This is a genomic window from Acidobacteriota bacterium, assembly GCA_039028635.1.
Lineage (GTDB): Bacteria > Acidobacteriota > Thermoanaerobaculia > Multivoradales > JBCCEF01 > JBCCEF01.
Genome location: JBCCHV010000004.1, coordinates 19580 through 43066 on the forward strand (window position 1 = coordinate 19580; position 23487 = coordinate 43066).

Annotated in this window: 17 protein-coding genes; 7 read left to right on the forward strand and 10 right to left on the reverse strand. The window is 68.1% G+C overall.

Features of this window, described 5'->3' with window-relative positions; all coding sequences use genetic code 11:
* Window positions 1–230 precede the first annotated feature (230 nt).
* The 4 genes from AAF604_02685 to AAF604_02700 all read left to right on the forward strand — a co-directional run bounded on the left by AAF604_02685 (window position 231) and on the right by AAF604_02700 (window position 9974).
* Complete coding sequence (locus tag AAF604_02685; GenBank protein ID MEM7048532.1) at window positions 231–1769, forward strand: right-handed parallel beta-helix repeat-containing protein; 1539 nt, start codon at window positions 231–233, stop codon at window positions 1767–1769.
* 152 nt (window positions 1770–1921) lie between these two features.
* Entirely contained in the window at window positions 1922–5032 is a 3111-nt protein-coding gene (locus AAF604_02690; GenBank protein ID MEM7048533.1) for an efflux RND transporter permease subunit, read from the forward strand.
* Window positions 5033–5145: 113 nt separating this feature from the next.
* On the forward strand, window positions 5146–6816 hold the full coding sequence (locus tag AAF604_02695; GenBank protein ID MEM7048534.1) for an efflux RND transporter periplasmic adaptor subunit: 1671 nt from the start codon (window positions 5146–5148) through the stop codon (window positions 6814–6816).
* Window positions 6817–6833: 17 nt separating this feature from the next.
* Entirely contained in the window at window positions 6834–9974 is a 3141-nt protein-coding gene (locus AAF604_02700; GenBank protein ID MEM7048535.1) for an efflux RND transporter permease subunit, read from the forward strand.
* Between the two features lie 166 nt (window positions 9975–10140).
* Here the strand turns inward: AAF604_02700 and AAF604_02705 are convergent, their stop codons facing one another.
* A complete protein-coding gene (locus AAF604_02705; GenBank protein MEM7048536.1) occupies window positions 10141–12324 on the reverse strand; it encodes a prolyl oligopeptidase family serine peptidase in 2184 nt (727 codons plus the stop codon).
* Window positions 12325–12451: 127 nt separating this feature from the next.
* On the opposite strand from AAF604_02705, the gene AAF604_02710 reads away from it, so the two are divergent.
* Entirely contained in the window at window positions 12452–13180 is a 729-nt protein-coding gene (locus AAF604_02710; GenBank protein MEM7048537.1) for a hypothetical protein, read from the forward strand.
* A 176-nt stretch (window positions 13181–13356) separates the two neighbouring features.
* Here the strand turns inward: AAF604_02710 and AAF604_02715 are convergent, their stop codons facing one another.
* The 9 genes from AAF604_02715 to AAF604_02755 all read right to left on the reverse strand — a co-directional run bounded on the left by AAF604_02715 (window position 13357) and on the right by AAF604_02755 (window position 21726).
* Complete coding sequence (locus tag AAF604_02715) at window positions 13357–14136, reverse strand: cobalamin-binding protein (GenBank protein MEM7048538.1); 780 nt, start codon at window positions 14134–14136, stop codon at window positions 13357–13359.
* 16 nt (window positions 14137–14152) lie between these two features.
* The gene (locus AAF604_02720) at window positions 14153–15532 is read right to left on the reverse strand and encodes a M23 family metallopeptidase (GenBank protein MEM7048539.1); all 1380 of its coding nucleotides are present in this window, start codon (window positions 15530–15532) and stop codon (window positions 14153–14155) included.
* A gap of 14 nt (window positions 15533–15546) precedes the next feature.
* A complete protein-coding gene (locus AAF604_02725) occupies window positions 15547–16479 on the reverse strand; it encodes a hypothetical protein (GenBank protein MEM7048540.1) in 933 nt (310 codons plus the stop codon).
* Between the two features lie 11 nt (window positions 16480–16490).
* Window positions 16491–17549 carry a WG repeat-containing protein gene (locus AAF604_02730; GenBank protein ID MEM7048541.1) on the reverse strand — a complete coding sequence of 353 codons (1059 nt, stop codon included), beginning with the start codon at window positions 17547–17549 and terminating at the stop codon, window positions 16491–16493.
* A gap of 170 nt (window positions 17550–17719) precedes the next feature.
* A complete protein-coding gene (locus AAF604_02735; protein MEM7048542.1) occupies window positions 17720–18325 on the reverse strand; it encodes a hypothetical protein in 606 nt (201 codons plus the stop codon).
* Window positions 18322–18786: an RNA polymerase sigma factor gene (locus AAF604_02740; protein ID MEM7048543.1), complete on the reverse strand. Its 465-nt coding sequence runs from the start codon at window positions 18784–18786 to the stop codon at window positions 18322–18324. The genes AAF604_02735 and AAF604_02740 overlap by 4 nt, the downstream gene beginning before the upstream one ends.
* Before the next feature lie 12 nt (window positions 18787–18798).
* Entirely contained in the window at window positions 18799–19200 is a 402-nt protein-coding gene (locus AAF604_02745; protein MEM7048544.1) for a thioredoxin domain-containing protein, read from the reverse strand.
* A gap of 423 nt (window positions 19201–19623) precedes the next feature.
* Window positions 19624–20010 (reverse strand): RidA family protein, encoded by a 387-nt coding sequence (locus AAF604_02750; GenBank protein MEM7048545.1) that lies wholly within the window; start codon window positions 20008–20010, stop codon window positions 19624–19626.
* Window positions 20011–20040: 30 nt separating this feature from the next.
* On the reverse strand, window positions 20041–21726 hold the full coding sequence (locus AAF604_02755) for a hypothetical protein (GenBank protein MEM7048546.1): 1686 nt from the start codon (window positions 21724–21726) through the stop codon (window positions 20041–20043).
* A gap of 277 nt (window positions 21727–22003) precedes the next feature.
* Between AAF604_02755 and AAF604_02760 the strand changes: the two genes are divergently transcribed.
* On the forward strand, window positions 22004–22444 hold the full coding sequence (locus AAF604_02760; GenBank protein MEM7048547.1) for a division/cell wall cluster transcriptional repressor MraZ: 441 nt from the start codon (window positions 22004–22006) through the stop codon (window positions 22442–22444).
* Window positions 22445–22555: 111 nt separating this feature from the next.
* The gene (gene rsmH / locus AAF604_02765; protein ID MEM7048548.1) at window positions 22556–23464 is read left to right on the forward strand and encodes a 16S rRNA (cytosine(1402)-N(4))-methyltransferase RsmH; all 909 of its coding nucleotides are present in this window, start codon (window positions 22556–22558) and stop codon (window positions 23462–23464) included.
* Window positions 23465–23487: the final 23 nt, after the last annotated feature.

Sequence of the window (23487 nt, forward strand, 5' to 3'; positions counted from 1 at the left end):
ACGGGGTGAGCCCGAAAAATCGCACTTTTTCGGGCGAGGGGGCGCTCAGCCCCCTGAAATAAACAGCTAGCAGCGCTGGAAAAGTCGCGAATCGGACTTTTTCAGCAGCCTGCTAGCCCGGTCCGCCAGTCAACCGGTGGCGGCTCCCGATACAGAAATCCGTATGTAACGACGGAACGCCGATTCTCGACAGAGAGCAAGAACGATCAACCTGTTCTCACGGGGGAGCTATGCGCAGAATTCACGGAGTCTTTCTCGCGGCCAGCCTGGTCGCTGCCGGAGCCTTGGCCGACACGGTGACCGTGCCAACGGACCACGCCACCATTCAAGCCGCCATCGACGATGTCCAGGGCACCGCCGGAGCCCTCGTCTGGATCGACAGCGACGACACCTTCAACGAAGACCTCACGATCGTCGACTCGGTCGCCATTCGCGCCGCCGCCGGGCGTCAGCCGACGATCCGAGGAGTCGGCGACAACACCGTCGACGTCGAGCTCGCCGGCACCGGCGGCGAGAGCTTTGAGCTCACCGGCCTGCGCCTGCTGCCCTTCCCTGGCGCCAACAGCTCGGTCGACGTCGTCAATGTGATCAAGGACGGAGACCAGCCGATCACGGTGTTTCTCGACCGGCTGACCGTCGAGGATCCGGAGAGCTCCGGCGCCGGGGCGGTCAATCTGCGTTCGGCCTTCGCCGCCACCGGCGCCCTCAATGCGACGATAGTCGATAGCGCCATCACCTTGGGCGGCACCCCCGGCCAAGGCACCTCCGCCATCACCATGCTGGAAGAAGGCAGCCTGACCGTCGAACGCTGCAGCTTCGACATTTCCGAAAGCAGCGGCGAGGCCTGGGACATCCGTGGCTCGCGCGGCGCGGGGATCGTCTTCGAGCTGTTCGACTCCACCGTCGACATCTCCTCCCCGGCCGGCCCCTTCTCGTCACAGGTCGGGATCTTCCTGAACGACGTCTCCGCCACCCTCGAGCGCAACGTCTTCACCCTCATCGACGAGGCCGAGGGCAGCGCCGACGGCATCCGGACCAGTCCCGGCAGCCCCGGCCCCGGCAACATCACGATTCAAATGCGAGCCAACACCTTCCGGCGCGTCGGTCAGCCCGGCGGACGGGCCCTGAGCGCCAGCCCCTTCGCCGGCGGCCAGGTCCAGTTGGTCGCCATCAACAACGTCATCGCAGGCATGAGGGGCTTCTCCTTCAATCCCCAGGGGTCCTCCCCCGGAGGCCCTCCGGCACCGACCGTCAACGCCAATCTGGCCAATAACACCATCGATGGCTCCAACGGCTCCGCCATCTCGATCAGCGGGCAGGACGGCTCCGAGATCACCCTTTCGATCACCAACAACCTGCTCACCAACCACGAGGGCTGGGGCATCTCGATCTTCCCTTCGCCCGGTGTCACCCTCAACGACAGCATCGACAACAACGGCTACTTCAACAACGCCATGGGAGACGTCCAGGCGCCACTGGCCCCCGGCCTCGATGCCCTGTTCGCCGACCCGCGCTACGTCGACCAGGCCGGCGGCGACCTGCACCTGAGGGCGGGGTCACCGGCCATCGATCGCGGCGCGGCGATTCCGCTGCCGCTGACCGACCGCGACGGCAACCCCCGCATCCAGGGGGCGGCGGTCGATCTCGGCGCCTACGAGGCCGCCCCGGTGGAGTTCGAGATCCCGGTGATCTCGCCCCTCGGCATGCTCGGCCTGGGTGCCCTGCTGGCCTTCGCCGGCCTGCTGACCCTGCGCCGTCGGGCGACCTGATCACCTCGGCGTCCGGGAGATTCTCGTAGCTGCGAGATTTCCCGCACGCCGAGCGCAAGAATTCGCCGGTTGGCGGGTTTCATGGGTGGAGGTATGCCCACTGGAGACGATCTTCGGTGCCATACTGAGGTGCGCTGCGAACCTCCGCCACCATGAAGAACCCGCCCGACGCCCCCCTCGCCAGCCTCGTCCGAGCCGCCATCGACCGTCCGGTCACCCTGGCGATGGCGGTGGCCGGCATCCTGGTGCTGGGCGTCGTCGCCCTGACCCGCCTACCGCTCGAGTTTCTGCCCAGCTTTTCATCGTCGAACATCTCCGTGCAGGTGCCCTACCGCTCGGCCTCGCCGGCGGAGATCGAGCGCACCATCGTGCGCCCACTGGAAGACTCCTTCGGCACCCTCAACGGTCTCGAGCGCCTCACCGCCACCGCCGCTGCCGACTCGGCCCAGGTGCGCCTGTCCTTCCTCGATGGCACCGACATGGACCTCGCCACCGTCGAGGTGCGCGACCGCATCGACCGCGCTCGGCAGTACCTGCCGACGGACATCGACCGCATCACCATTCGACGGTTCCAGTCCTCGGATCTTCCCGTCTTGCGCCTGCAGCTCAGCTCCTCGGGTCCCCTCGAGGAGCTCTTCGACTTCGCTGAAAACGTCCTGCAGCGGCGTCTCGAGCGTCTCGACGGGGTCGCCCAAGTGCGCCTCGACGGGCTGCGCACGCCGCGGGTCGAGATCGACCTCGATCCCGCCCGCCTCGCCGCCCATGGCCTCGATGTTCGAGACCTGCGGGAAGCTCTTCAGCGCGACAACCGCAATCTCTCCGTCGGCGAGGTCCGCCAGGGCGGCCGCAAGCTGCTGGTGCGGGCCCTCGGCGAGGTCGCCACCGTCGACCAGATCCGGCGCCTACCGGTCGGCGCCGACGGCCTGCGGCTGGCCGATGTCGCCAGCATCGAGTACAAGCTCCCGAAGCAAGAGTCCTTCACCTATCTCAACGGCGTCGAGGCCCTCAAGGTGCAGGTCTACAAGGCCTCCACCGCCAACCTCCTGGAGGTCGCCGACGCCGTGCGCCGGGAGCTCGATGCGGTCCTCGCGTTGCCCGCCGCCGAGGGCTACTCGGCACGCATCTACCGCGATTCCTCGAGGGACGTGCGCCAGGGCCTCGGGCAGCTCCGCAACAGCGGCCTCTTCGGCGGCGTCCTGGCGATCCTGGCGATCCTCCTCTTCCTGCGCCGCCCGCGCCCCACCCTGCTGGTGGCGGTGGCGATTCCGGTGAGCGTCGTCGCCAGCTTCGTGCTCATCTTCCTGCTGCGCCAGAGCGGCCTGTCGGAGATCACCCTCAACGTCGTCAGCCTGGCCGGCCTGATGCTCGCCCTCGGCATGCTGGTGGACAACTCGGTGGTGGTGATCGAGTCGATCTTTCGTCATCGCAACGATCTCGGCCGAGACGCCGAAAGCGCCGCCCTCGAAGGCACCAGCGAGGTCGCCCTGCCGATTCTGGCCTCGACCGCGACCACCCTCTGCGTCTTTCTTCCCCTCGCCTTCCTCACCGGCAGCGGACGCCTGGCGCTGTACTTTCAGCACATCGCCACCACCCTCGCCATCGTCATCGCCTCCTCCCTGGTGGTCGCCTTGACGGTGGTGCCGGCGGTCGCAGCCCGCCTGTTCGCCGGGCAATCGGCACGACCGTCGCGGGAAATCGGCCTGAGCGGCCTCTACTTGCGCCTGCTCGCCTTCACCCTGCGCCACCGCGCCGCCTTTCTGGCCGTCGCGGTGATTCTGCTGGCCGGCTCGATCCACCTTCTGAGCAGCATCGATCGCTCCTTCTCGGCGCGCAGCGAGGAACGCCAGATCACCGTCCTGGTCGACACTCCGCGGCAATTCTCGGAAGCCCAGACCCGAGCCCTCTACGGCGAGCTCTACGACCTCTTCGAGAGTCATCGCGAGGAGCTCGAGATCGCCGACATCTCACACAGCTTCGACCGCGGCACCGGTCGCTCCCGCGGCGGCTGGGGCCGAGATCGGCGCTTCGAGATCTACCTCGTCGACGAGGCCGCCGGCGGCCAGAGCACGGCCGAGGTGCGCAACCGCCTGCGCGCCCAGCTGCCGCGCTACCCCGGTGTCGGCCTGCGCATCAGCCAGGGTCGAGGCCGCGGCAGCGTCGCCGGCGTCGAGGTCGAGCTCTCCGGTGACGACCCGGTGCAGCTCGCCCGAATCAGCGAAAACCTCGCCAACCGCCTGGCCCAGGTGCCCCGCATCCGCGACGTCGACACCTCTCTCGACAGCGGCGACGAGGAGATTCACCTCGCCGTGTCGCGCCCCCGCACCACGGCGTCCGGGTTGTCGACCCTCGCCGTCGCCTCGACGGTGGCGAGCGCCCTGTCGGACCGGCCGGTGAGCCGGATCAAGAGCGACGACCGCGAGATCGATCTGGTCTTGCGCTATCGCGAGGATCGGCGGGAGACCCTCGACCAGCTCAAGAGCTTTCCCCTCGCGGGGCTGCCGCTGGCCACCTACGCCGACTTCGAAACTCTGCCGGGGCCGCGCAGCATTCAGCGCGAAGATCGGCGTTCCCAGGTCACCGTGACCGCCAACACGCTGAGCTCTCGCGACTCCTTCACCGCCACCCGCGAGGTCGCAGCCCTGATGGCGGCGACGCCCTTGCCCCCCGGCGTCTCGTGGAGCTTCGGGCGCTGGAATCGCCTCGAAGCTCAGGACCGCGAGAGCAGCGACTTCGCCATCTTCCTGGCCCTGGTGATGGTCTATCTGCTGATGGCCGCCCTCTTCGAAAGCTTCGTCCAGCCGCTGGTCATCCTGGTGTCGGTACCCTTCGCCCTGCTCGGCGTCGCCCTCGCCCTGCGCTATGCGGACCAGCCTTGGGACACCATGACCTCCCTCGGGCTGATCATCCTGCTCGGCGTGGTGGTCAACAACGCCATCGTGCTGATCGACCACATCAACGGCCTGCGCCGCGCCGGGCTGAGTCGCCAGGAGGCCATCCTGCAGGGCGGACGCCATCGCCTGCGGCCGATCCTGATCACCGCCATCACCACCCTCGTCGGCCTGCTGCCGATGGTCGCCCCGCTGCTCTTCCCGGCCTGGTTCGGCCCCCTCGAAGGACGCGCCGCCACCTGGGCACCGATCGGGCTGGTGATCTTCGGCGGCCTGACCACCTCGACCTTTCTCACCCTGTTGATCATCCCGACGGTCTACTCGCTGATCGACGACCTGACGGCCTTCGCCCGCCGCGTCGCCGACGCGGCGTGAGATCCGACTCTGCGATGGCTCGCCACCAAACTGACCGCACCCATGGCGGCCGGCGTCCGATGACCGGCCTGCCTGCGGCCAGCCTCCGGCTCCGCGGTGAAAGGAACAACTCGATGTTTCAAGCCTTTTCGAAGGCGAATCTCTTGCTGTCCCTGATTTTCGTTCTGGCCTGTGGTGGCGGTCGAGGTGCCGAAGAGGGTGCGCAGCGCGGCGGCGGACCTCCCGGTGGCCGCGGCGCCTGGGGTGGTGGCAGCGCGGTCGCCAACGCCGCCGTGCCGGTCGAGGTCGCACCGGTGGTGCGGCGGGCGGTGTCCGCCTATCTCGAAACCCACGGCACCCTCGAAGCCGAAAACGAGGTCGATCTGGTGGCCCGCATCGGCGGACCGCTGGTGGAGGTGGCCACCGAGGAGGGTCGTCGGGTGCGCCGGGGCGATCTCCTCGCCCGCATCGATCCCGACGAGGTGCGTGCCGAACGCGAGATCGCCCTGGTCGAGAAGAACGAGGCCGAGCTCACCTATCAACGGCTGCAGCGCCTCTATGACGGCGGCCTGGTCAGCCTCGAGCAGCTCGAGCAGGCGCGTGGCCGGGCCGAGTCGGCCCGTGCTCAGCTCGAGGGGCGAGAGATCCAGCTCGCCTACACCGAGGTGCGGGCGCCCTTCGATGGCCTGATCGTCCGGCGCTACGTCAAGCAGGCCGAGAATGTCGGCGTCAACACGCCGCTGTTTCGCCTCTCCGATTTCGACCCTCTGCTGTGCCCGATCCAGGTTCCAGAGCGAGAGCTGTCGCGGCTCCGCGAGGGCCAGCCGGCGCGCCTCGAGGTCGAGGCCTGGCCCGGCGAGAGCTTCGCGGCCCGGGTGCTACGCATCAGCCCAGTGATCGCCGCCGCCACCGGCACCGTCGAGGTCACCCTCGAGGTCACCGGCCGCGGTCTGCTGCGCCCCGGCATGTTCGCCTCGGTCTTTCTCGAGACGGACCGCCGCGCCGACGCCCTGGTGATTCCCTTCGCCGCCCTCGCCCTCGACCGCCTCGGGGACTCGGTCTACGTCGTCGAGGGGGGGCTGGCGGTTCGGCAGGAGATCGACCTCGGCTTTCGCGAGAGGGACTCGGTCGAGGTCCTCAACGGTCTCACTGACGGGGACCAGGTGGTGGTGGTCGGCCAGGACGGCCTCGCCGACGGCACGCCGGTCGAGATCCTGTCCGGCGGCGGCGATGCGGATCCGCAAGCGCAACAGGCCCAAGGCTCCGACACTGGCCAGCGTCCAGCCACCGACAGCGCAGCAGCGAACGATCCGACGACAGCGCGAGGCGAGCGCCGCGGCCCGCCGCGATCCGGACCGCGCGCCGGGGAAGACCGCGACGCCAGGATCGAAGAAGCCCGCCAGCGGATGCGCCAGCGAGGCCTCTCTGAGGAGGAGATCGAGCAGCGCATCGAGCGCTTCCGGGAAGGCGCCGGCCGCCGGCCGGAAGCGCCCGCCAGCAGCGGACCTGCGGCCGCCGACGAAGCGCCGAGGCGACTTCCCACCGGAGATGGACCGCCGATCGCGGAACGCATCGAACAGGCCCGCGAGCGCATGCGCCAGCGAGGCCTTTCGGAAGAGGAGATCGAGCAGCGCATCGAGCGCTTTCGGAACGCCGGAGAGGGTGGAGGTCCGGACGCCGCCGAGCTCGAGCGCATGCGCCGCCGCATGGCAGAGCGCGGCCTGACGCCGGAACAGATCGAGCAGCGCCTGGAACGCCTGCGCCAAGGCGGCAACCGCCGACCGGCGCCGCAACCACCCCGCTAGCGAGTGCCGATTCCAGCGTGAAGATCGTCGACTTCTCGATTCGCCGACCGGTGACGGTGGCGATTTGCGCCCTCGCCGGCATCGTCTTCGGCAGCGTCGCTTTCTCGCGCCTGCCCACGGACCTGCTGCCGGATCTCACCTACCCATCCCTCACCGTGCGCACCGATTTCGAAGGGGCGGCCCCCCTCGAGGTCGAGAGCTTGGTGACGCGACCGGTCGAGAACGTCGTCGGCGTGGTCAACGGCGTCAACCGGGTGACCTCGAGCTCGCGCGCCGACCGCAGCGAGGTGACCCTCGAGTTCGCCTGGGGCACGGACATGGACATCGCCGGCCTGGAAGTGCGCGAACGCCTCGACGTCCTCGACCTGCCGGACGACGCCGAGCGCCCCATCCTGCTGCGCTACGACCCCTCCCTCGATCCCATCCTGCGCCTCGCCCTCGCCGGCGAGGACGACCTCTTCCGCCTGCGCCGCATCGCCGAGGAAGAGGTCCAGCGACACCTCGAACGGCTCGAAGGGGTGGCCGCGGTGGTGGTCAGCGGCGGCCTCGAGGAGGAGATCCAGGTCGAGGTCGACGAACGACGGCTGGCCAACCTCGGCCTCGAGGCCGAGCGCATCGCCGAGCGCTTGGGGCAAGAGAACATCAATCTCACCGGCGGCCGCCTACGCGAAGGCAACGCCGAGTTCCTGGTGCGCACCGTCAACGAGCTGCTGCGGCCGGAAGATCTCCGGCGCCTGATCGTGGCGCGGGAAGACGGCACCAACATCCTCCTCGAGGACGTCGCCCAGGTCCGCCAAGGCCACCGCGAGCGCGAGGTGATCACCCGCATCGACGGACGCGAGAGTGTCGAGATCGCCATCTTCAAGGAAGGTGGCACCAACACGGTGACGGTCTCGGACACGGTCCAGGAGAGCCTCGCCGGCCTCGGCGGCCGCCTCGAAGAGCTCGCCCCGGACCTTTCCTTGACCATCATCTCGGATCAGGCCGGCTTCATCCGCAGCGCGGTGCGACAAGTGCTCGAAGCGGCGCTCTTCGGTGGCCTGCTGGCGGTCCTGGTGCTCTATCTCTTCCTCGGCAACTGGCGCAGCACCCTGATGGTGGCGCTGGCGATCCCGATCTCCGTCGTCGCCACCTTCTTCCTGATGTTCTCCTTCGGCGTCTCCCTCAACATCATGTCCCTGGGAGGGCTCACCCTCGGCATCGGCCTCCTGGTCGACAACGCCATCGTCGTCCTCGAAGCCATTCAGCGCCGCCGCGATCAGGGCCTCGAGCTCATCGAAGCGGCCCGTCGGGGCACCAGCGAGGTCGGCCGCGCGGTGGTCGCCAGCACCCTCACCACCCTGTGCGTCTTCCTCCCCATCGTGTTCGTCGAAGGGGTCGGCGGCCAGCTCTTCCGGGATCAGGCGCTCACCGTCACCTTCTCCCTGGTGGTCTCCTTGGCCGTCGCTTTGACGGTGTTGCCGATGGCGGTCTCGCGGGGTTCTCGGCCGAAACCAGCTCAGGCCGACTTGGAGGGTGGCGTGCTGTTTCGCCTGGCCGTCCGGCTGGTGCGGGCGCTGCGCACCCTGTTCGGAGCCATCGGCCAGCTGATCCACGCCCTCATCCACCCGCTGGCAAGGCTCTTTCGGCGTGCCTTCGACGCTCTCAACGGGCTTTACGGCCAACTGCTACCGCCGGTGTTGAAGCGTCCTGGCCGGGTGCTCCTCGCCGCCCTGCTGGGGCTGGCGGCTAGCTTGACGTTGTTCCCGCGCCTCGGCCAAGAGCTGATTCCGGAGCTGGTCCAGGGCGAGCTCTACCTCGACCTCGAGCTGCCCCCCGGCACTCCCCTCGAAACCACCGCCAACACGCTGCGAGAGATCGAAGCCACCGCCGACGATCATCCCGCGGTGGCTTCCGTCTACGCCCTCGCCGGGACCTCCAACGAGCAGGGCGGCGTGGCGGGCGAGCTGCGCGAGAATCTCGGCCAGCTCACCCTTCGCCTGACGCCACCGGTGGCGCGCCAACGGGAAGAGGCCCTGATGGCCGACCTCCGGCCGATCCTCGATCGCCAGCCGGGCCTGGCCTATCGCTTCGGCCGGCCCAGCTACTTCAGCTTCCAAACGCCCCTCGAGCTCGAGCTCCGCGGCTACAACCTCGAGCTGCTCGAGCGCCTCGCCGGCAATGTCCTTCGCGGCATGCAGGAGATTCCGGGCCTGCGCGACGTCAAGAGCTCCACCGAAGGAGGCAATCCTGAGCTGCGCATCCGCTTCGATCGCGAGCGCCTGGCCACCCTCGACATCACCCTGGCGCAGGCCTCGGCGGCGATCCGCACCAAGGTCAACGGCACCGTCGCCACCGACATCCAGCGTCGCGACCGCACCATCGACATCCGGGTGCGCGCCGACGAGCGCTACCGCGACAGCAGCGGCGACCTGCTCCAGCTCGCCGTCGATCGTCAGGGCAAGACCGCCATCCCGCTATCCGCCGTGGCCACCGTCGAGGAGATCGAAGGTCCCGCCGAGATCCGGCGCGCCGAGGGCGAGCGCGTCGCCGTGATCACCGCCAACCTCGCCGGCCGCGATCTGGCGTCGGTCTCGAAGCAGCTCAGCGAGCTGCTCGCAGGACTGGCCCTGCCGGCCGGCTTCGATTGGGAGCTGGGTGGTCAGCGGCGAGAGATGGCGACCTCCTACGGCAGCATGGCGACAGCTCTTCTGCTGGCGGTCTTCCTGGTCTACCTGGTGATGGCCTCCCAGTTCGAGTCCTTCATCCATCCCCTGGTGATTCTGTGCAGCGTGCCGTTTTCCCTGGTCGGCGTCCTGGCGACCCTGTGGATCGCCGGCGTCAGTATCAGCATCGTGGTGCTGATCGGCGTCGTCCTGCTCGCTGGCATCGTGGTCAACAACGCCATCCTGCTGGTCGATACGGCCAACCGCCTGCGCCGCGACGGCGACGACGTCGACTCGGCGCTGATCGCCGCCGGCAAGGCCCGCCTGCGGCCGATCCTGATGACCACCGCCACCACCGTCCTCGGCCTCGCTCCGATGGCCCTCGGCGTCGGCGAAGGCAGCGAGCTGCGCTCCCCCATGGCCCTCACCGTCATCGGCGGCCTGCTGGTCTCCACCGCCCTGACCCTGATCGTGCTGCCGGCCTTCTATCGCCTGGTCGAGCGGGGCGAGTAGACCTCCTCAGGAGTTCGAGCAGCGCGAATTCAACCTTCAATTAAAGACGTTCACCCAAAAATTTCAATTGCCTCGCGGGAATGAAACACCCCTTTCATACCGACTTCCGGCCTCTCTGCCGAATCGGCCTCCGGGATGTTCGCCCGCTCGTCTTTCTGGGGCTCGCTCAGCGACTGGCCGGGGCCGCCTTGGCGGGCTGCAGCATGCCGAGCTGCCACATCATGAAGATGCGCTGATCGGCGGTCTCGCGGATGCGGTCCGCCAAGGGCTTGCCGGCGCCGTGGCCGGCACTGCGCTCGACCCACAGCAGCACCGGATCCTGGTCCCGGTCGCTGGTGGTCGAGGCCTGCAGCAGGGCGGCCATCTTGCGGGCATGGAGGGGGTGCACCCGGGCATCGTTCTCGCCGGCGGTGAGCAACACGGCGGGATAGCGAGTGCCCTTCTGAACGTTGTGGTAGGGCGAGTACTTGCGCAGCACCTCGAACTGATCGGCGACATCGGCGGAGCCGTACTCGGGAACCCAGAACTTGGCCATCAGGAAGTGGTGATAGCGCAGCATGTCGAGTAGCGGGACATTCGAGATCACCGCCGCGAACAGCTCCGGCCGCTGGGTCAGGGCGGCGCCGGTGAGCAGGCCGCCGTTCGAGCCGCCGGTGATGCCGAGCCGCTCCGGCCGCGTGTAGCCCTCGCCGATCAGGTACTCGGCCGCCGAGATGAAGTCGTCGAAGACGTTCTGCTTCTGCTCCAGCATCCCTGCCCGATGCCAGTCGTCGCCCAGCTCGCCGCCACCCCGCAGATTGGCCACCGCGTAGACCCCGCCGGCTTCGAACCAGGGGAACAAGGTGGCCGTGAAGGACGGCGTCATCGAGATGTTGAAGCCGCCATAGCCATAGAGCAGGGTGGGGTTGTTGCCGTCGAGCTTCAAGCCCTTCTTGTGCACCACGAACATCGGTACCAGGGTGCCGTCCTTCGAGCGGAAGCGCACCTGCCTGACCTCGACCTGGTCGGGATCGACGGGCACCTCGGGACGCGCCCACAAAGCGCGCTCGCGGCTCTTCAGGTCGATGCGGTAGATGCTCGCCGGCTCGTTGTAGCTGGTGAAGGAGAGAAAGGCCTCGGTGCGATCGAGCTCGGTGACCACGTCGGCGGAGCCGATACCCGGCAGATCGAGGGCGCCGAGGGATTCCCCGTCGAGGTCGAAGAGCTCGATCCGGCTGACCGCGTTCTCGAGATAGCTCGCCGCCACCACGCCCCGGCCGAGGGAGACCGCTTCGAGCACCGCCGTCGGGTTCTCGGGAACGATCTCGCGCCACTCGGAGGGTCGCGGGTCGGTGAGATCGACGGCCACCACTCGACCGTTGGGGGCATCGAGGGTGGTGTGCAGGTAGAGGGTGTCACCGACCGCATCGCCGAAGCAGCGGGCGTCGGCACCGGTGACGATCTCGATGCGCTCGAACTCGCCGGTGCGCCGCCAGCGATCGAGATCCACCGCCCAGAGGTCGTTGGAGTCGGTGCCGGTCCAGTAGATCAGCGTCAGCCAGCGACCATCGCGGCTCGCCGAGGCATAGGGCCCCCAGGTGGTGGCGAGGGGCCCCTCCTTGTACTGCTCGAAGAGCACCGGATCCTGGCGATGGTGGTCGCCCAAGAGATGAAACTTGATCTGCCCCGAGTACGGGTTCTCGATGTCGCCGAGGCGACGGTAGAAGAATCCCGAGGAGTCGGGCAGCCAGCTCGCCTGCTGCACCTTGCCGGGGATCTCGTCGGCCAGCCAACGACCGCGATCGACATCGAGAACGTGCAGGGTGGTGTTCTCGTCGCCGGCGCGAAAGAGGCCGAAGGCCAGCAGGGTGCCGTCGTGGTTCGGCGAGGTCCAGCCGATACTGGTCAGCCCCTCATCGTCGAGCTGACTGGGATCGATCAGAACCCGCGGTTCGCCGTCGTGGCCTTCCCGCATGTAGACCACCCATTGCGGCTGGTTGCCGTCCCGCTGCCAGTAGAAATAGCGATTCTGGCGCATGGTCGGCGAGCTCACCGAGCCCACCTCCATGAGATCGCGCAGACGCTCTTCGAGCTTTTGACGCCCGGGCAGGGCGTCGAGCACGCGGCGGGTGTGGGAGTTCTGGTCGTCGGTCCAGTCGGACACGCGGCGATCGAGGGCCGGGTCATCGGCGCCCAGCTCCGGCGCTGCACTGCCTTCGAGCCAGCGATAGGGATCTTCCACGACCACCCCATGGAGGGAGGACTTCACCGGCTCCACTTCCGTCGACGGGGTCGACGCCAAACCCGTGAACGCCACCATCTCAGCGGCGACCACCAGGGGAAGCCAACGGATTGCCGTTCTCGTGTTCATGTCGTGTTCTCCCCATCGTCAGCAATTGTAGCCTTAAATAATGTTCTATGTCTCTCTTTTCGAAGACCTTGATGCGTGACCCGACGCCCAGCCCCGATTGCGAGTAAAGAGACATAGTATCGATCCTGTGAACTCTTCCGGCAACCCCGCAGAGCGAATTTCGACTCCGCAGTCCACCGGGCGCTCTCCGCGACAGCTCGCCGAGCACCTCTCGGCACGGCTCGACGACCAGCCGGTGTCGCTCACGATGACGCGAAACCGGTCGCGAATCCTTTCGGCGCGACCGCGCCGCACGGTCCCCGGCCTGGTCGTTCGCCTCCACGAGTGCTTTCTCGACGCCCCTTGCGAGGTGCTCGCCGCGGTGGCCCGCCTGTGCCGCCCGGAAGCGCCACGATCAGCCGACCGGGCGACCGTGAGGAGCCACTTCGAAACCCACGTCGCACCACCACCGCGCCGCCGTCCGCGGCTGCGAACCACCGGCCACCACTTCGACCTGCAGGAGGTCTTCGACCGCCTCAACGGCGATCACTTCGCAGGCACCATCACGGCCGCCATCACCTGGGGCCGGCGGCCGCCTCGGCGGCGCCGGCGGCGCAGCATTCGCCTGGGCTCTTATCAGGCCATCGACCGCGTGATTCGTATCCACCCGGCGCTCGATGCTCCCCATGTGCCGGGCTACGTGCTGGAGACGGTGATTCACCACGAAATGTTGCATGCCGCATTCCCGCCCCAGGAGACGGCCAGCGGTCGGCGCCGCATCCACACGGCGGAGTTTCGCGCCCACGAGCAGGCCTTCCCGGCTGCCGAGGCCGCCCGCAGGTGGCTCGATCGCCACCTCGAGAGTCTGCTCGTTTAGCCCGGCCTTCTCACGAAGTTTCCTCGCGAGAGGCCTTGGGTTCTTGAAGATGCAAGGCATCCGTCGCTGCCACGACGACGCCGTACTCGCCGTACTGCGAGGAGAGCAGGCGACGGATAACGCAGCAGATTCCGGGACATACGGACGCGCAGCGGAAAGCTCGTGAGAAGGGCGGGTTAGGAATTCGAACCCGAAGAGACCGCCGCCACCACTTGACGCAAGGCACGAAAACCCTCGATCAGACGAGGAGAGGGGCGACCGGTGACCGCCTCCGGGATGCAATAGATGTGGTCCCGGCGCAGAAACGGCAAGTCCTGCCAGGCAGCCTCGCGCCGCACGACCTCCGGCCGCACCTTGTCGGGCGCGACGCCACACCAGGAGAGGACCATCGCGTCCGGCTCGAGGGCCGCCACCTCATCGAGGCTCAGGGGGCGGCTCTTGACCTCTTCTTCCGCCAGCGGATTGACTCCACCGGCGGCGGCGATCACGTCCGTCATCCAGCTCAGCCGCCCCGGCGAGATCACCGGCTTGGGCCACCACTGGAGGAGAATGCGCGGCGGCCGCTCGACCGGCGGCACCGCCGCCAGCGTCGCCCGCATGCGGGCGACCAGGTCGTCCCCTCGCGGGCGCACTCCGAGGCGATCGGCGATATCCGCGATGTCGCGGTAGACGTCGTCGAGAGACACCGGCTCCGGAGCGATGTAGGGCAAGCCCGCCTGCTCGAGCCCTGCGACCACCTTTTCGTGGCCGTCGACGGTGAGGGTCGCCAGCACCAGGTCCGGCTCGAGGGCCGCCACGCGATCGATGTCGATGCCGAGGTCGGGACCGACTTTGGGCAGCTCCGCGACCACCTCCGGCGGGTAGTCCGAGTGATCGTCGACCCCCACCAGCAGGTGAGCGCAGCCCAGGGCGCAAACGATCTCGGTGTTCGAGCAGGCCAGGGAGACGATGCGCATCGTGGAGCCCGCCGAATCAGGGGCCATCGAAGGTCAGGGCCGAACCCAGCTTGGACGCCACCCGATCGCGGATCCAGCGGCCGTCCCACCACTCGACCGGGTTGACCGGCAGGCCTCGAATCAGGATGCCGAAGTGCAGATGATCGCCGCCGGCGAGGCCGGTCTCGCCGCTGCGCCCGACCACCTGACCGCGTCGTACCCGATCGCCCTCGGCGACTTCCAGGGACGACAGGTGGGCATATAGGGTCATCAGACCGTAGCCGTGATCGAGCACCACCACGTTGCCGTAGATGCCGAGGTAGCGAGACGCCAACACGACGCCGTCGTTGGCCGCTTCGATCGGCGCCCGGCGCACCGAGGCGAGGTCGAAGCCGAGGTGGAACTGCTCGTCCACCGCCTTGCCGTCGTAAGAGTAGGTGCGCCGCACCGCGAAGGGTGACATCACCTTGGCGTTGCGCATCGGCAGGAAGGGTTGCCGCCAGAGGAACTCCTCGGCGCTGGAGTCGGCGAGCTCCGCCAGGTAGGCCCGATTGGCCTTGCGCAGCTCGCCGTTGATCGCCAGGTAGCTGTCGAGAACCGTGTCCCCGGCCCGCAGCTCGGGGGTGTTGGCGAGGATCTCCGGCACCACCCGCGCCATGAAGTCGTCGTCGAGGCGAATCGTGCCTTCGGCGAAGGGTCGCGGCGTGAAGCTGTCGAGGAAGCGGCGCTCGGCGCGATTGCCCAGGGCGTCGCCGGCCACCAGGCGAACTCGCGCCGAGTCGTCGAGGTCATAGGGCAGGGCGAAGAGCGCGAAGTGGTCGCCATTGGGCAGAGCGAAGCCCGGAAACCAGCGCTCGCCGGCCATCACGCCGCTCTCGCTGGCGCTCGCGCCGAGGCGATAGACCACCACCCCGCTGCCCCCCTGCATGACGTTGTGCTGGTCCGAAACCAAGCCGATGGCGGGCGGCGCCAGGTGCACCGGCAGTACCTTCTCGGCGATCTGCGGCACCGGCCGCCGGAACCAGCTCGGGGCGCGCTCGGCGATCACCCGCAGAGTGGCCTCGCCGGACTCGAGGTCGGCCAGGGTTTCGCCCCCGACCTCGAAGCGCAGCTCGTCGCGCACCGTCTTCGCGCCCCACGGTTTCCAGGCCGCCTGCGGCTTCCAAGCCTGCTCCAAAAGGCGATGAGTGCGTTCCCCTTGGATCAGGTCGACGGCGGCCTTCACCAGGCCGCGCTTGGGCTCCTCGAGGGTGACGATCACCGGCGTTCGCGGGCCGATACCGGGCAGCTCTGGGGCGATCTCGATCTTCGGGGCGGCGCCGGAACGCAGTCCGGCCAGGCCACAGAACACCAGAGCCACCAGCCCACCGAGCCAGAGAAACCGCCGTAGCGGTCGCTTCTTCGTGCTTCGTTCCATGGTCTTCTCGATTCTCAGTTGATCCACTCGGGAGGATCCTCCCGCCAGATTCCACGCTCGTGCCGCTCCCACTCGGCGGCGAGGGCGGCATCGCGATCGCGTCGCCGCTTGAAGGCCCACAGGGCCAGCAGGGTCACCCCCAGCCACAGGGCCGTCCCGCTACTCAAGAACGGCAGCCAGCGGCGCCACAAGGTCTGCCGCCGCCAGAAGGCTTCCTCTTCGGTCGCCAGATCGCGCCCGATGACCTCGCGAAAGGCGGCTTCGAACTCGACTCCCTGACCGACCCGCTGCAGGATGTCGCCACTCACCCAGGGGCCATGGCGATCACGCAATCCCTGGACGAAGGCCCCGGAAATGGCATAGGCGCGCGATGCCGCCCCACCACCACCTTGGAACAGCCGATCGACAACGTGCAGCGGCGTCTCGCCGCGCCGCATGACATCGAGGGAAAAGCGCGAAGAATCCCCCAGATTCCAGGCCCCGCCGGCGACCATCGCCACCCCTTCATTGAACCACCGGGGCACTTCGTGGCCGGCCGCCGAGCGAGCGATGAGGATATGCGCCACCTCGTGGTGTAGCAACTCCTCGAGGGAGCTTTCCGGGTAGGTCGGGCTGCGGGTCGGAAAGAGCACGATCGGCCCCTGGTCGCCGAGGGCATAGCCCGCCACCCAGGAACGCACCATCCGAGCCTGGGGGCTGTCCTCCGGCGCCAGGATCACCGGAATCGGCGCGCCCGGCTCTTCGAGGCCGGCCAGGCGCATGGCGACGCGCAAACGCTGCGGATCAAAGTTCCGGATGCGTTCGGCCTGACGCTCGAAACGCTCCGGCGTCCGAATGTCGAGGTGCGGAACGGCCAAGGCCGCCGGGGCCAGCGCCGCGGTCGCCAGCGCCGCGGTCACCAGCAGGCCGAGCCATCGGCGAGCGCAGCGCCGGGCCAATCCCGCCATCGCATGCGACCTCAGCTCGACGGCTCCCAAACCACCGAGCCATCGAGTCCGACGTAGCCCCATAGACTGGCCCCTTCCTTGACCGCCCCCAAGCCGCCGACGAAGGGCTCGGCGCGCTGGTAGACGGGCTCGACCACCATCTCGCCAGACATATTGACATAGCCCCATTCCTTGCCTCGCACCTTGACCGCCGCCAGACCTTCGGAGAAGGCGGTGACGTGCTCGAACTGGGGCTCGATGATCACCGTGCCCTGGCGGTCGACATAGCCCCAATTGGCGCCGATGCGGACCGCCCCGAGGCCCTCCGAGAAGTGCCCGGCCCAGTAGTAACCGGGCTCCAGAACCCACTCCCCCTCGGCATCGACGAAGCCCCAGGTGCCGTCCTCGACGCGCGCCGCCGCCAGCCCTTCTCCGAAGCGGTAGACCTGCGTGAAGTCGCCCATGAATCGCCCCTCGGGATCGACGAAGCCGGCAACGCCGTCCTGCCGCTTGACCGCCGCCCGACGATCGTGGAACGGCCCCGCCTCGGCATAGGTCGGCTCGATGACGAACTGGCCGTCCGGATCGACGAAGCCCCACCGTCCGCCGGCCTTGACCGCCGCCAGCCCCTCGGAGAAGGCTGTCACGCCCTCGAAGGCGGGATCGATCGCCACCTCACCGCCGGTATCGATGTAACCACCGCGCCGCGCCCGGGTGGAGACGCCGGTGAGGTCCATGACCTGCCCGTCGCGATGCTCGATGCGCTGCGAGCCGCCGGAGACGAAAGCCGCGCGCCCCTCCTGGAAGCGATCGACGTCCCCCAGGGTCGGGGCGATAGCCCAGTTGCCGGAGCGGTCGAGAAAGCCCCAAACGCCACCCTCGGCGGCCGCGATCAAGCCCTCGTGCATGGTGCCCGCGACCTCGAAGCGAGGCTCGACCACCATCCGGCCGAGGGCATCGATCAGGCCGACGGATCCATTCACCCGCACCGGGAAGAGCAGGTCCGAAGGCGGCTCCGCCGGCGGTGGCGCGGCGCACGCCAGATTGAGCGCCAGAAAGACGAGAAACGCGATCGAGAAGAATCGGGCCATGGAGTCTGCTCCGCGGGTCGGATGAGTTCGGACGGTCGGTCGAAGGGCATTATCGCTCTTCGACGCACCTCGTCCACAACCGTCGTCGCGGGCAGAAAATTGCCGCGTCGGCGACTGCCGCCGTCAGGCCGCCCTCGAGCCCCCGTCGAGCCGCCGAGCGGGCAGGGCCGTCAGGTACTTCCGGGATCGCTCGTGGCGGCGGGCTGATCGATGGCCAGGGCGTAGAACAGGTCGCCCTGAACCCAGAAGTCGATCACGGCACCTTCCTGGGGCCGCCGTTTGCCATCCAGCCCGTCGAGAGCGCCGGAGCGTTCGGTGACATAGAGGGTGGCGCGCCGACCACCATCGCCGGCGAGCTTGACCTGGGCCGCGAGCTGCGCCTGGATCGAGCAGTAACGCCCCCCGAGGAGCTCGAAGCCGGCGAGGCGATTCTGTGGCGCCCGCGGCCGCACCAAGGTGAAAGGCAGACGGTCGAGGCCGCGATCGAGGGCGGTCCAGGAGGCCGCCTCGAAGTCCGAGTCGAGGTTCTTCTGATGATTGAGCAGCACCTCGGCGGCCACCGCGTCGGCGCGGTCGGAGCCCGGCAGCCACCACAGCAGGCTGGTGACGACGGCGGTGACCACCGCCGCCGCGGCCAATCGCAGCACCCGCCGACGACGCCGACGACGGGCCCCCGCCAGCAGGGACGCGAGCCGTTCGTCGTCGAGACCCTCGGCGAGATAGAAGTCTCGCACCTGATCGTCGATCGGCCGCTGCTCGCCCATCGTGCGCCTCATCGCGCCTCTCCCCGGGCCGGCGCCTCGAGGGCCGCGGCCAGCTTGCGGCGGGCGCGAAACAACAAGCTCAGGACAGTGCCTCGGCTCTGCTCCGTCAAGGCTGCGATCTCGGCCGCTGTCCAGCCTTCCACCACCTGCAGGAAGAGCGCTTCCCGCTCGGCCATGCGCAGGGCGGCGAGGTGACGCTCGAGATCGACCCGCGCCAGCACCGGCACCGCGAGGGTCTCGGGCTCCTCCGCCACCTCTTCGAGGGGAACGAACTCGACCACCCGATCGCGCCGGTAGCGATCGATGAACAGGCGCCGCAGGGTCGGGAACAGGGCCGCCAGCCGGCGACCCTTGCCGTAGCGTTGGTAGATGCGCAGCCAGGCCTGCTGCACGAGGTCCTCGGCCTCGGCCGCCTCTCCGCACAGGGAGAGGGCGTAGCGGTATCCCCGCTGGAGCAGCTCCTGGTCGCTCATCGATTGGGAAGTCTAGCTGCTCTCGAGCTGGCGCAGCAGCTCGGCGCCCATCTGCTTGATGTTCTGATCGGCGGTCAGCTTGACCAGCGGCTTGCGGGTCTCGCCGTCGAGCAGGAGCACGAAGCCGGTGCCGGGATGAGCCGCGAAGGCCTCTCCGAAGCCGAGGGCCGCCGCCAGGTACTCGGCCTGGGCGCGAGTGGTGCCGTTGGTCAGGTCGAGGGTGACGAAGAGCACCGACTTGCCGTCGTACTTGTTGGTCAGGTCCTCGAACAGGCTGCCCATCTTCTTGCAGCTACCGCACCAGTCGGCGTGGAACTTGACGGCGACGATCTCCGGCTCCGCCGGACCATCGGCCGCCGCCAAAGGAAGTGCGACCACGAGCAACACGAGAGAAAGAAGGATCGATCGAGCCATAACGGCCTCCTGGCGATGCCGGAAAAGTCGAGGGATCATTCCCTCGTAGGCAGAACGAGCCAGGCTGCCATTTGATTGCGACCTGCTAGCAGGCTGTCTCAGGGGGGCTAAAAGGCGCCCCCCTCGAGCCAACGCACATGTCGTTGGCTCTCACCCCTGGCCGGGCGCCCCCGACCTCGGCGCCTTCGCCGCCGCCTCGCCCTTTGGGCTCGGAGACCGTCTGCTGGAGTAGCAGACGGTGCCTACTGCCGGCAGGCGGCCCCGTCCTCGGTCCAATCCTGGACGGGGGTGAAGGCGCGCGACATGCGCGAAGCCGGGCCGCGTAGGCCTGAGGGGGGCGCCTTTTAGCCCCCCTGGCCGGGCGCCCCTGAAATAAACAGCAGACTGCTGAAGAAGCCGCCACGCGGCTTTTTCAGCAGTCTGCTAGCGGGCGGCTGTGGCGGTGACCTTGATCTTGCCGTCGAAGGGTAGGCGGGCGGCCTCGTAGATGGTGCGGGCGGGGCGCCGGCCGGCCGGGAAGAGCTCGCAATAGAGCTGGTTGACGGGCTCGAGCTCGGAGAGGTCGGCGAAGGCCAGGTCGACGAAGACGATCTCTTCCTTCGAAAATCCGGCGGCGCGGGCGGCGGCGAAGAGGTTGCCGAAGGCGCGCTCGGCCTCTTCGCGGATCGTGCCCGGAACGTATTGACCGGCCGCATCGACGGAGAGCTGGCCACTGATGAAGCACAGGCCGTTGACCACCACGGCGTGGCTGATCGGGTTGCTCCAGGCGGGCAGGCCGGGGCCGTCGGCGATGAATCGGCGTTGGCTCATGATCGGGCTACTCCTCGGGTGGGCGCAGCATCAGGGCAGGCTGGCGCTCCAGGCGCCGAGGTCGCCGCTTTCGAAGCCATCGGCGAACAGCGGACCGCTGCCGGCCTCGAAGTAGAGGTCGAGAATCGGCGCCGGAGAGCCCAGCACGTCTCCCAGGCCGCGCTCGCGCGGCAGCTCCAGGACCGTTTCCACCATCTCGACGCGGCCATCGGCGAGGGTTTGCGGCACCACCAGGGTGCGCCACTCCGTCGGCGGGCCGAGGAGGTCGTCGCCGGTGGCGAAGTCGACGCCGTCCTCGCCGCCATCGATGGTTGGGAAGGTGATGCGGATCTGCACCCTCTGGGCCGACTCGAGGAAGTCGAGGGCTGGGCCGGTCAGGTCGATGCGGAGGGCTGCTCCGTCTTCCTCGACGCGGCCGTGGAAGCAGCCGACGTCGCTGGCGTCGGCGGCAGCGGTGGCATCTCCGGCTTCAACCTCGGGCGCCCCGAAGGTGCCGGCGACGAGGTCGAGAATGGGAGTGCCGAGGTCGCCGCTGGCGAACGGGTTGTCGCCGCGCTGGCCGCGGCGCTGCAGGTAGAGGCTGGCGGCGGTGATGCGGGCGCCGGCCGGCCGGTCCGAGAGGTCGAAGGAGGCGATGCCGGCCACCGGGCCGGTGGCGTCGTCACCGACGCGCACAGCGTCCGTGCCGGCGGTGGCGCCGTTGCTCCAGCCATCGCGGCTCTGGCCTTCGGAGGAGACCGTGAGATCCGGTTGGCCCCGGAAGCGCGGCAGGAAGAAGCCTTCCATCTGGTGGCGAATCTTGTCGCGATAGCCCGCCACCGAAAGGTGGATCGGGTCGGCGTCGGCCCCGAGGAAAGGGCGGAAGTTCTGGCGCAGCGTCGGCAGGGCCGGGTTGCCGCCCGGGAAGGGGGAGTAGTCCGGCGGCGTGAGTCCGGGACGGGGGAGAACGCCGGGGGCGGCGACGCCGTCGCCGTAGAGCGCGTGCATCAGGCCGAGGGCGTTGTCGAAGCTCATTCGCGGGTCGGCATTCGACCAGCCGATGCGCCGGCCTTCGACATCGACCATCATGGCGTTGATCTCGGCGTCGCTGATCTCATCGCCCACTGGATCGCGACTGAGACGATCGCGCAGCGGACAGGCGAAGGCCCAGCACCATAGAAAGCTGACGTTGAGGTTGGGGTAGTCGTAGCTGCTGAGCAGCACCTCGATATCCGGCCGCACCGCCTGTACCGCATCGGCGATGGCGCGGGTGTCGTCCTCCAGGCGCTGGAACAGGGCCGCTTCCGAACCGGGGGCGTCGAGGTCCATGTCCTTGTACCAGCCTCCTTCGGTGCGGCCGGCCAGGACGTCGTTGCCACCGATGCTCAACACCACCAGGTCGATGGTCGGGTTGGCGACCAGCTCGTCGACCACATTCGAGATCCAGGGAAAGTCCTGGCGATTGGCCCAGTCGCGGGCCTCGCTGCCGGAGATGGCGTACTCCGGGCCGTCGTACCCCGGATCCTGATTGTCCGCCGCGCGGCTGAGCATCGCCTGGTCGGCGTGGCCGAAGTGGTCGAAGAGCTGGTTGTAGGAGCCGTCCGTCCACATGAAGTTGGCCCAGCTATCGCCGGCGAGAAGAGCGCGGGGCTGGCTGCTGCCGCTCGGGCATTGCGCCGCGAAGGCGGTTGCGACGGTGCCGAAGAGGAGGCCGAGGGTGAGCAACGAGCGCAACATGATCGGTCGATCTTAGCCTGCGGCTGGGTGGGATTCTCGGTCTCCGGAGGACGAGGCGGGAGGGGCATGTCGAGGTGAGCAGCTCCTGGGTTTTTTTTACGCCTCATTTACGCGTCGAGTGGGACTTTTGCCGGTGAATCGGGCTGAATTCGGGCAGAAAGTGGACCCGCGAGGGGCGCGATGAGGCGCCATGGGGCCGAGAGTGGACTATTGTGGACAAAAGTGGAGTTACCTGCTACGGTGCGGCGTAATCACCTTTATACGGTGGGCGATTTCTATGTTCCGAGGTAGTGCTCCAGCGAAGATCGACGTCAAGGGCCGGCTCAAGCTGCCGACGGCCTTTCGGCGGGTGATCGAAGAGCGTTTCGGCGCCGATCTCTTCGTGACGTCGATTCAGGGGGATTGCGCTTTCCTCTATCCCCTGGCGGTGTGGGAAGAAATCGAAAACAAGCTGCAGGCACTGCCCTCGACGCACCGCGCCAAGGCGAGGTACTTGGAGCGGGTCAATTACTTCGGCCAACAGGGCCGACTCGATGCCCAGGGTCGCATCGTGCTGCCGCCCATCCTGCGCGATAGCGCCGAGATGAGCGGCGAAGTGGTGGTTAGTGCGCAGATCGATCATTTGGTGGTTTGGAATCGCGAGCGCTTCGAGCGCCGTCTGCTGGAGGAGCCGATGACCGAGGAGGACTTTGGTGAATTGAGCGAGCTGGGGATTTAGCGGGTCGTCGCTCGGGGTGGGCGGAGCGATCCGCGCCCTCGGATCAGCCGACGGCGGCAGACGCTTTTCTCGGCCGCCTGGGGGAAGGCCCCCGGAAGAGGATTCGAGGCCTTGGATGATCAGCATGTGCCGGTGTTGCTGGAGGAAAGCTTGTCGTTCCTGGCCGCGGAGCGAGGAGGCCTTTTCGTCGACTGCACTTTGGGCCTCGGTGGGCATGCCGAGGCCCTTTTGGCGCGCTTTCCGGAAGCTCGCCTCCTCGGTATCGACCGGGACGAGGAGGCGCTCGATCTGGCAGCCCGGCGACTGGCTCCTTACGGCGAACGGGTGCGGTTCGTCGCGGGGAACTTTCATGATTTCGGCGAGCTGGTGGGCGCTGCCGAGCGACCCGCCGGAGTGCTCGCCGATCTTGGCGTTTCGTCGCTGCAGCTCGATCGCGGCGAGCGCGGTTTCAGCTTTCGGCGGGAAGGTCCGCTCGATATGCGCATGGGAGGTAGCGAAATGACCGCTGCGGACATCGTCAACCGGGCTTCGGAGGCGGACATGGTTCGAATCTTCAAGGAGTACGGCGAAGAGCGGCAGGCCAAGCGGGTGGCGCGGGCGATCGTCGAGGCGCGCCGTGGCAAGCCTTTTCGCACCACCACCGAGCTTGCCGAGGTGATTCGCGAGGCCAAGCGCCGGGAAGGCCGCATCGATGCCGCGACGCAGGTTTTCCAGGCCTTGCGGATCGAGGTCAACCGCGAGCTCGAAGGACTGCGCGACTTCATCGACGAGGCGGTGCGGTTGCTCGATCAGGACGGGCGCCTGGTGGTGATCTCGTACCACAGCCTCGAAGATCGCATCGTCAAGAACGGGCTGCGCGACCACAGCCGCGGCGAGGTCGATCAGGTCACCGGGCGCCCCCTCGCCGAGACCCGCTTGATCGAGACCTTGACCAAGAAGCCGATTCGTCCGAGCGGCGAAGAGGTTTCGCTCAATCCCCGCTCGCGCTCGGCGCGGCTGCGAGCGGCACGGAGGATCTGACCCTGGCCAACGCCAACGCCTAC

Bases quoted from the DNA above. Each gene is read 5' to 3' on its own strand.
- AAF604_02685 (MEM7048532.1), top strand. From the start codon at position 231: ATGCGCAGAATTCACGGAGTCTTTCTCGCGGCCAGCCTGGTCGCTGCC.
- AAF604_02690 (MEM7048533.1), top strand. From the start codon at position 1,922: ATGAAGAACCCGCCCGACGCCCCCCTCGCCAGCCTCGTCCGAGCCGCC.
- AAF604_02695 (MEM7048534.1), top strand. From the start codon at position 5,146: ATGTTTCAAGCCTTTTCGAAGGCGAATCTCTTGCTGTCCCTGATTTTC.
- AAF604_02705 (MEM7048536.1), bottom strand. From the start codon at position 12,324: ATGAACACGAGAACGGCAATCCGTTGGCTTCCCCTGGTGGTCGCCGCT.
- AAF604_02715 (MEM7048538.1), bottom strand. From the start codon at position 14,136: ATGCGCATCGTCTCCCTGGCCTGCTCGAACACCGAGATCGTTTGCGCC.
- AAF604_02720 (MEM7048539.1), bottom strand. From the start codon at position 15,532: ATGGAACGAAGCACGAAGAAGCGACCGCTACGGCGGTTTCTCTGGCTC.
- AAF604_02725 (MEM7048540.1), bottom strand. From the start codon at position 16,479: ATGGCGGGATTGGCCCGGCGCTGCGCTCGCCGATGGCTCGGCCTGCTG.
- AAF604_02730 (MEM7048541.1), bottom strand. From the start codon at position 17,549: ATGGCCCGATTCTTCTCGATCGCGTTTCTCGTCTTTCTGGCGCTCAAT.
- AAF604_02735 (MEM7048542.1), bottom strand. From the start codon at position 18,325: ATGAGGCGCACGATGGGCGAGCAGCGGCCGATCGACGATCAGGTGCGA.
- AAF604_02740 (MEM7048543.1), bottom strand. From the start codon at position 18,786: ATGAGCGACCAGGAGCTGCTCCAGCGGGGATACCGCTACGCCCTCTCC.
- AAF604_02745 (MEM7048544.1), bottom strand. From the start codon at position 19,200: ATGGCTCGATCGATCCTTCTTTCTCTCGTGTTGCTCGTGGTCGCACTT.
- AAF604_02750 (MEM7048545.1), bottom strand. From the start codon at position 20,010: ATGAGCCAACGCCGATTCATCGCCGACGGCCCCGGCCTGCCCGCCTGG.
- AAF604_02755 (MEM7048546.1), bottom strand. From the start codon at position 21,726: ATGTTGCGCTCGTTGCTCACCCTCGGCCTCCTCTTCGGCACCGTCGCA.
- AAF604_02760 (MEM7048547.1), top strand. From the start codon at position 22,004: ATGTTCCGAGGTAGTGCTCCAGCGAAGATCGACGTCAAGGGCCGGCTC.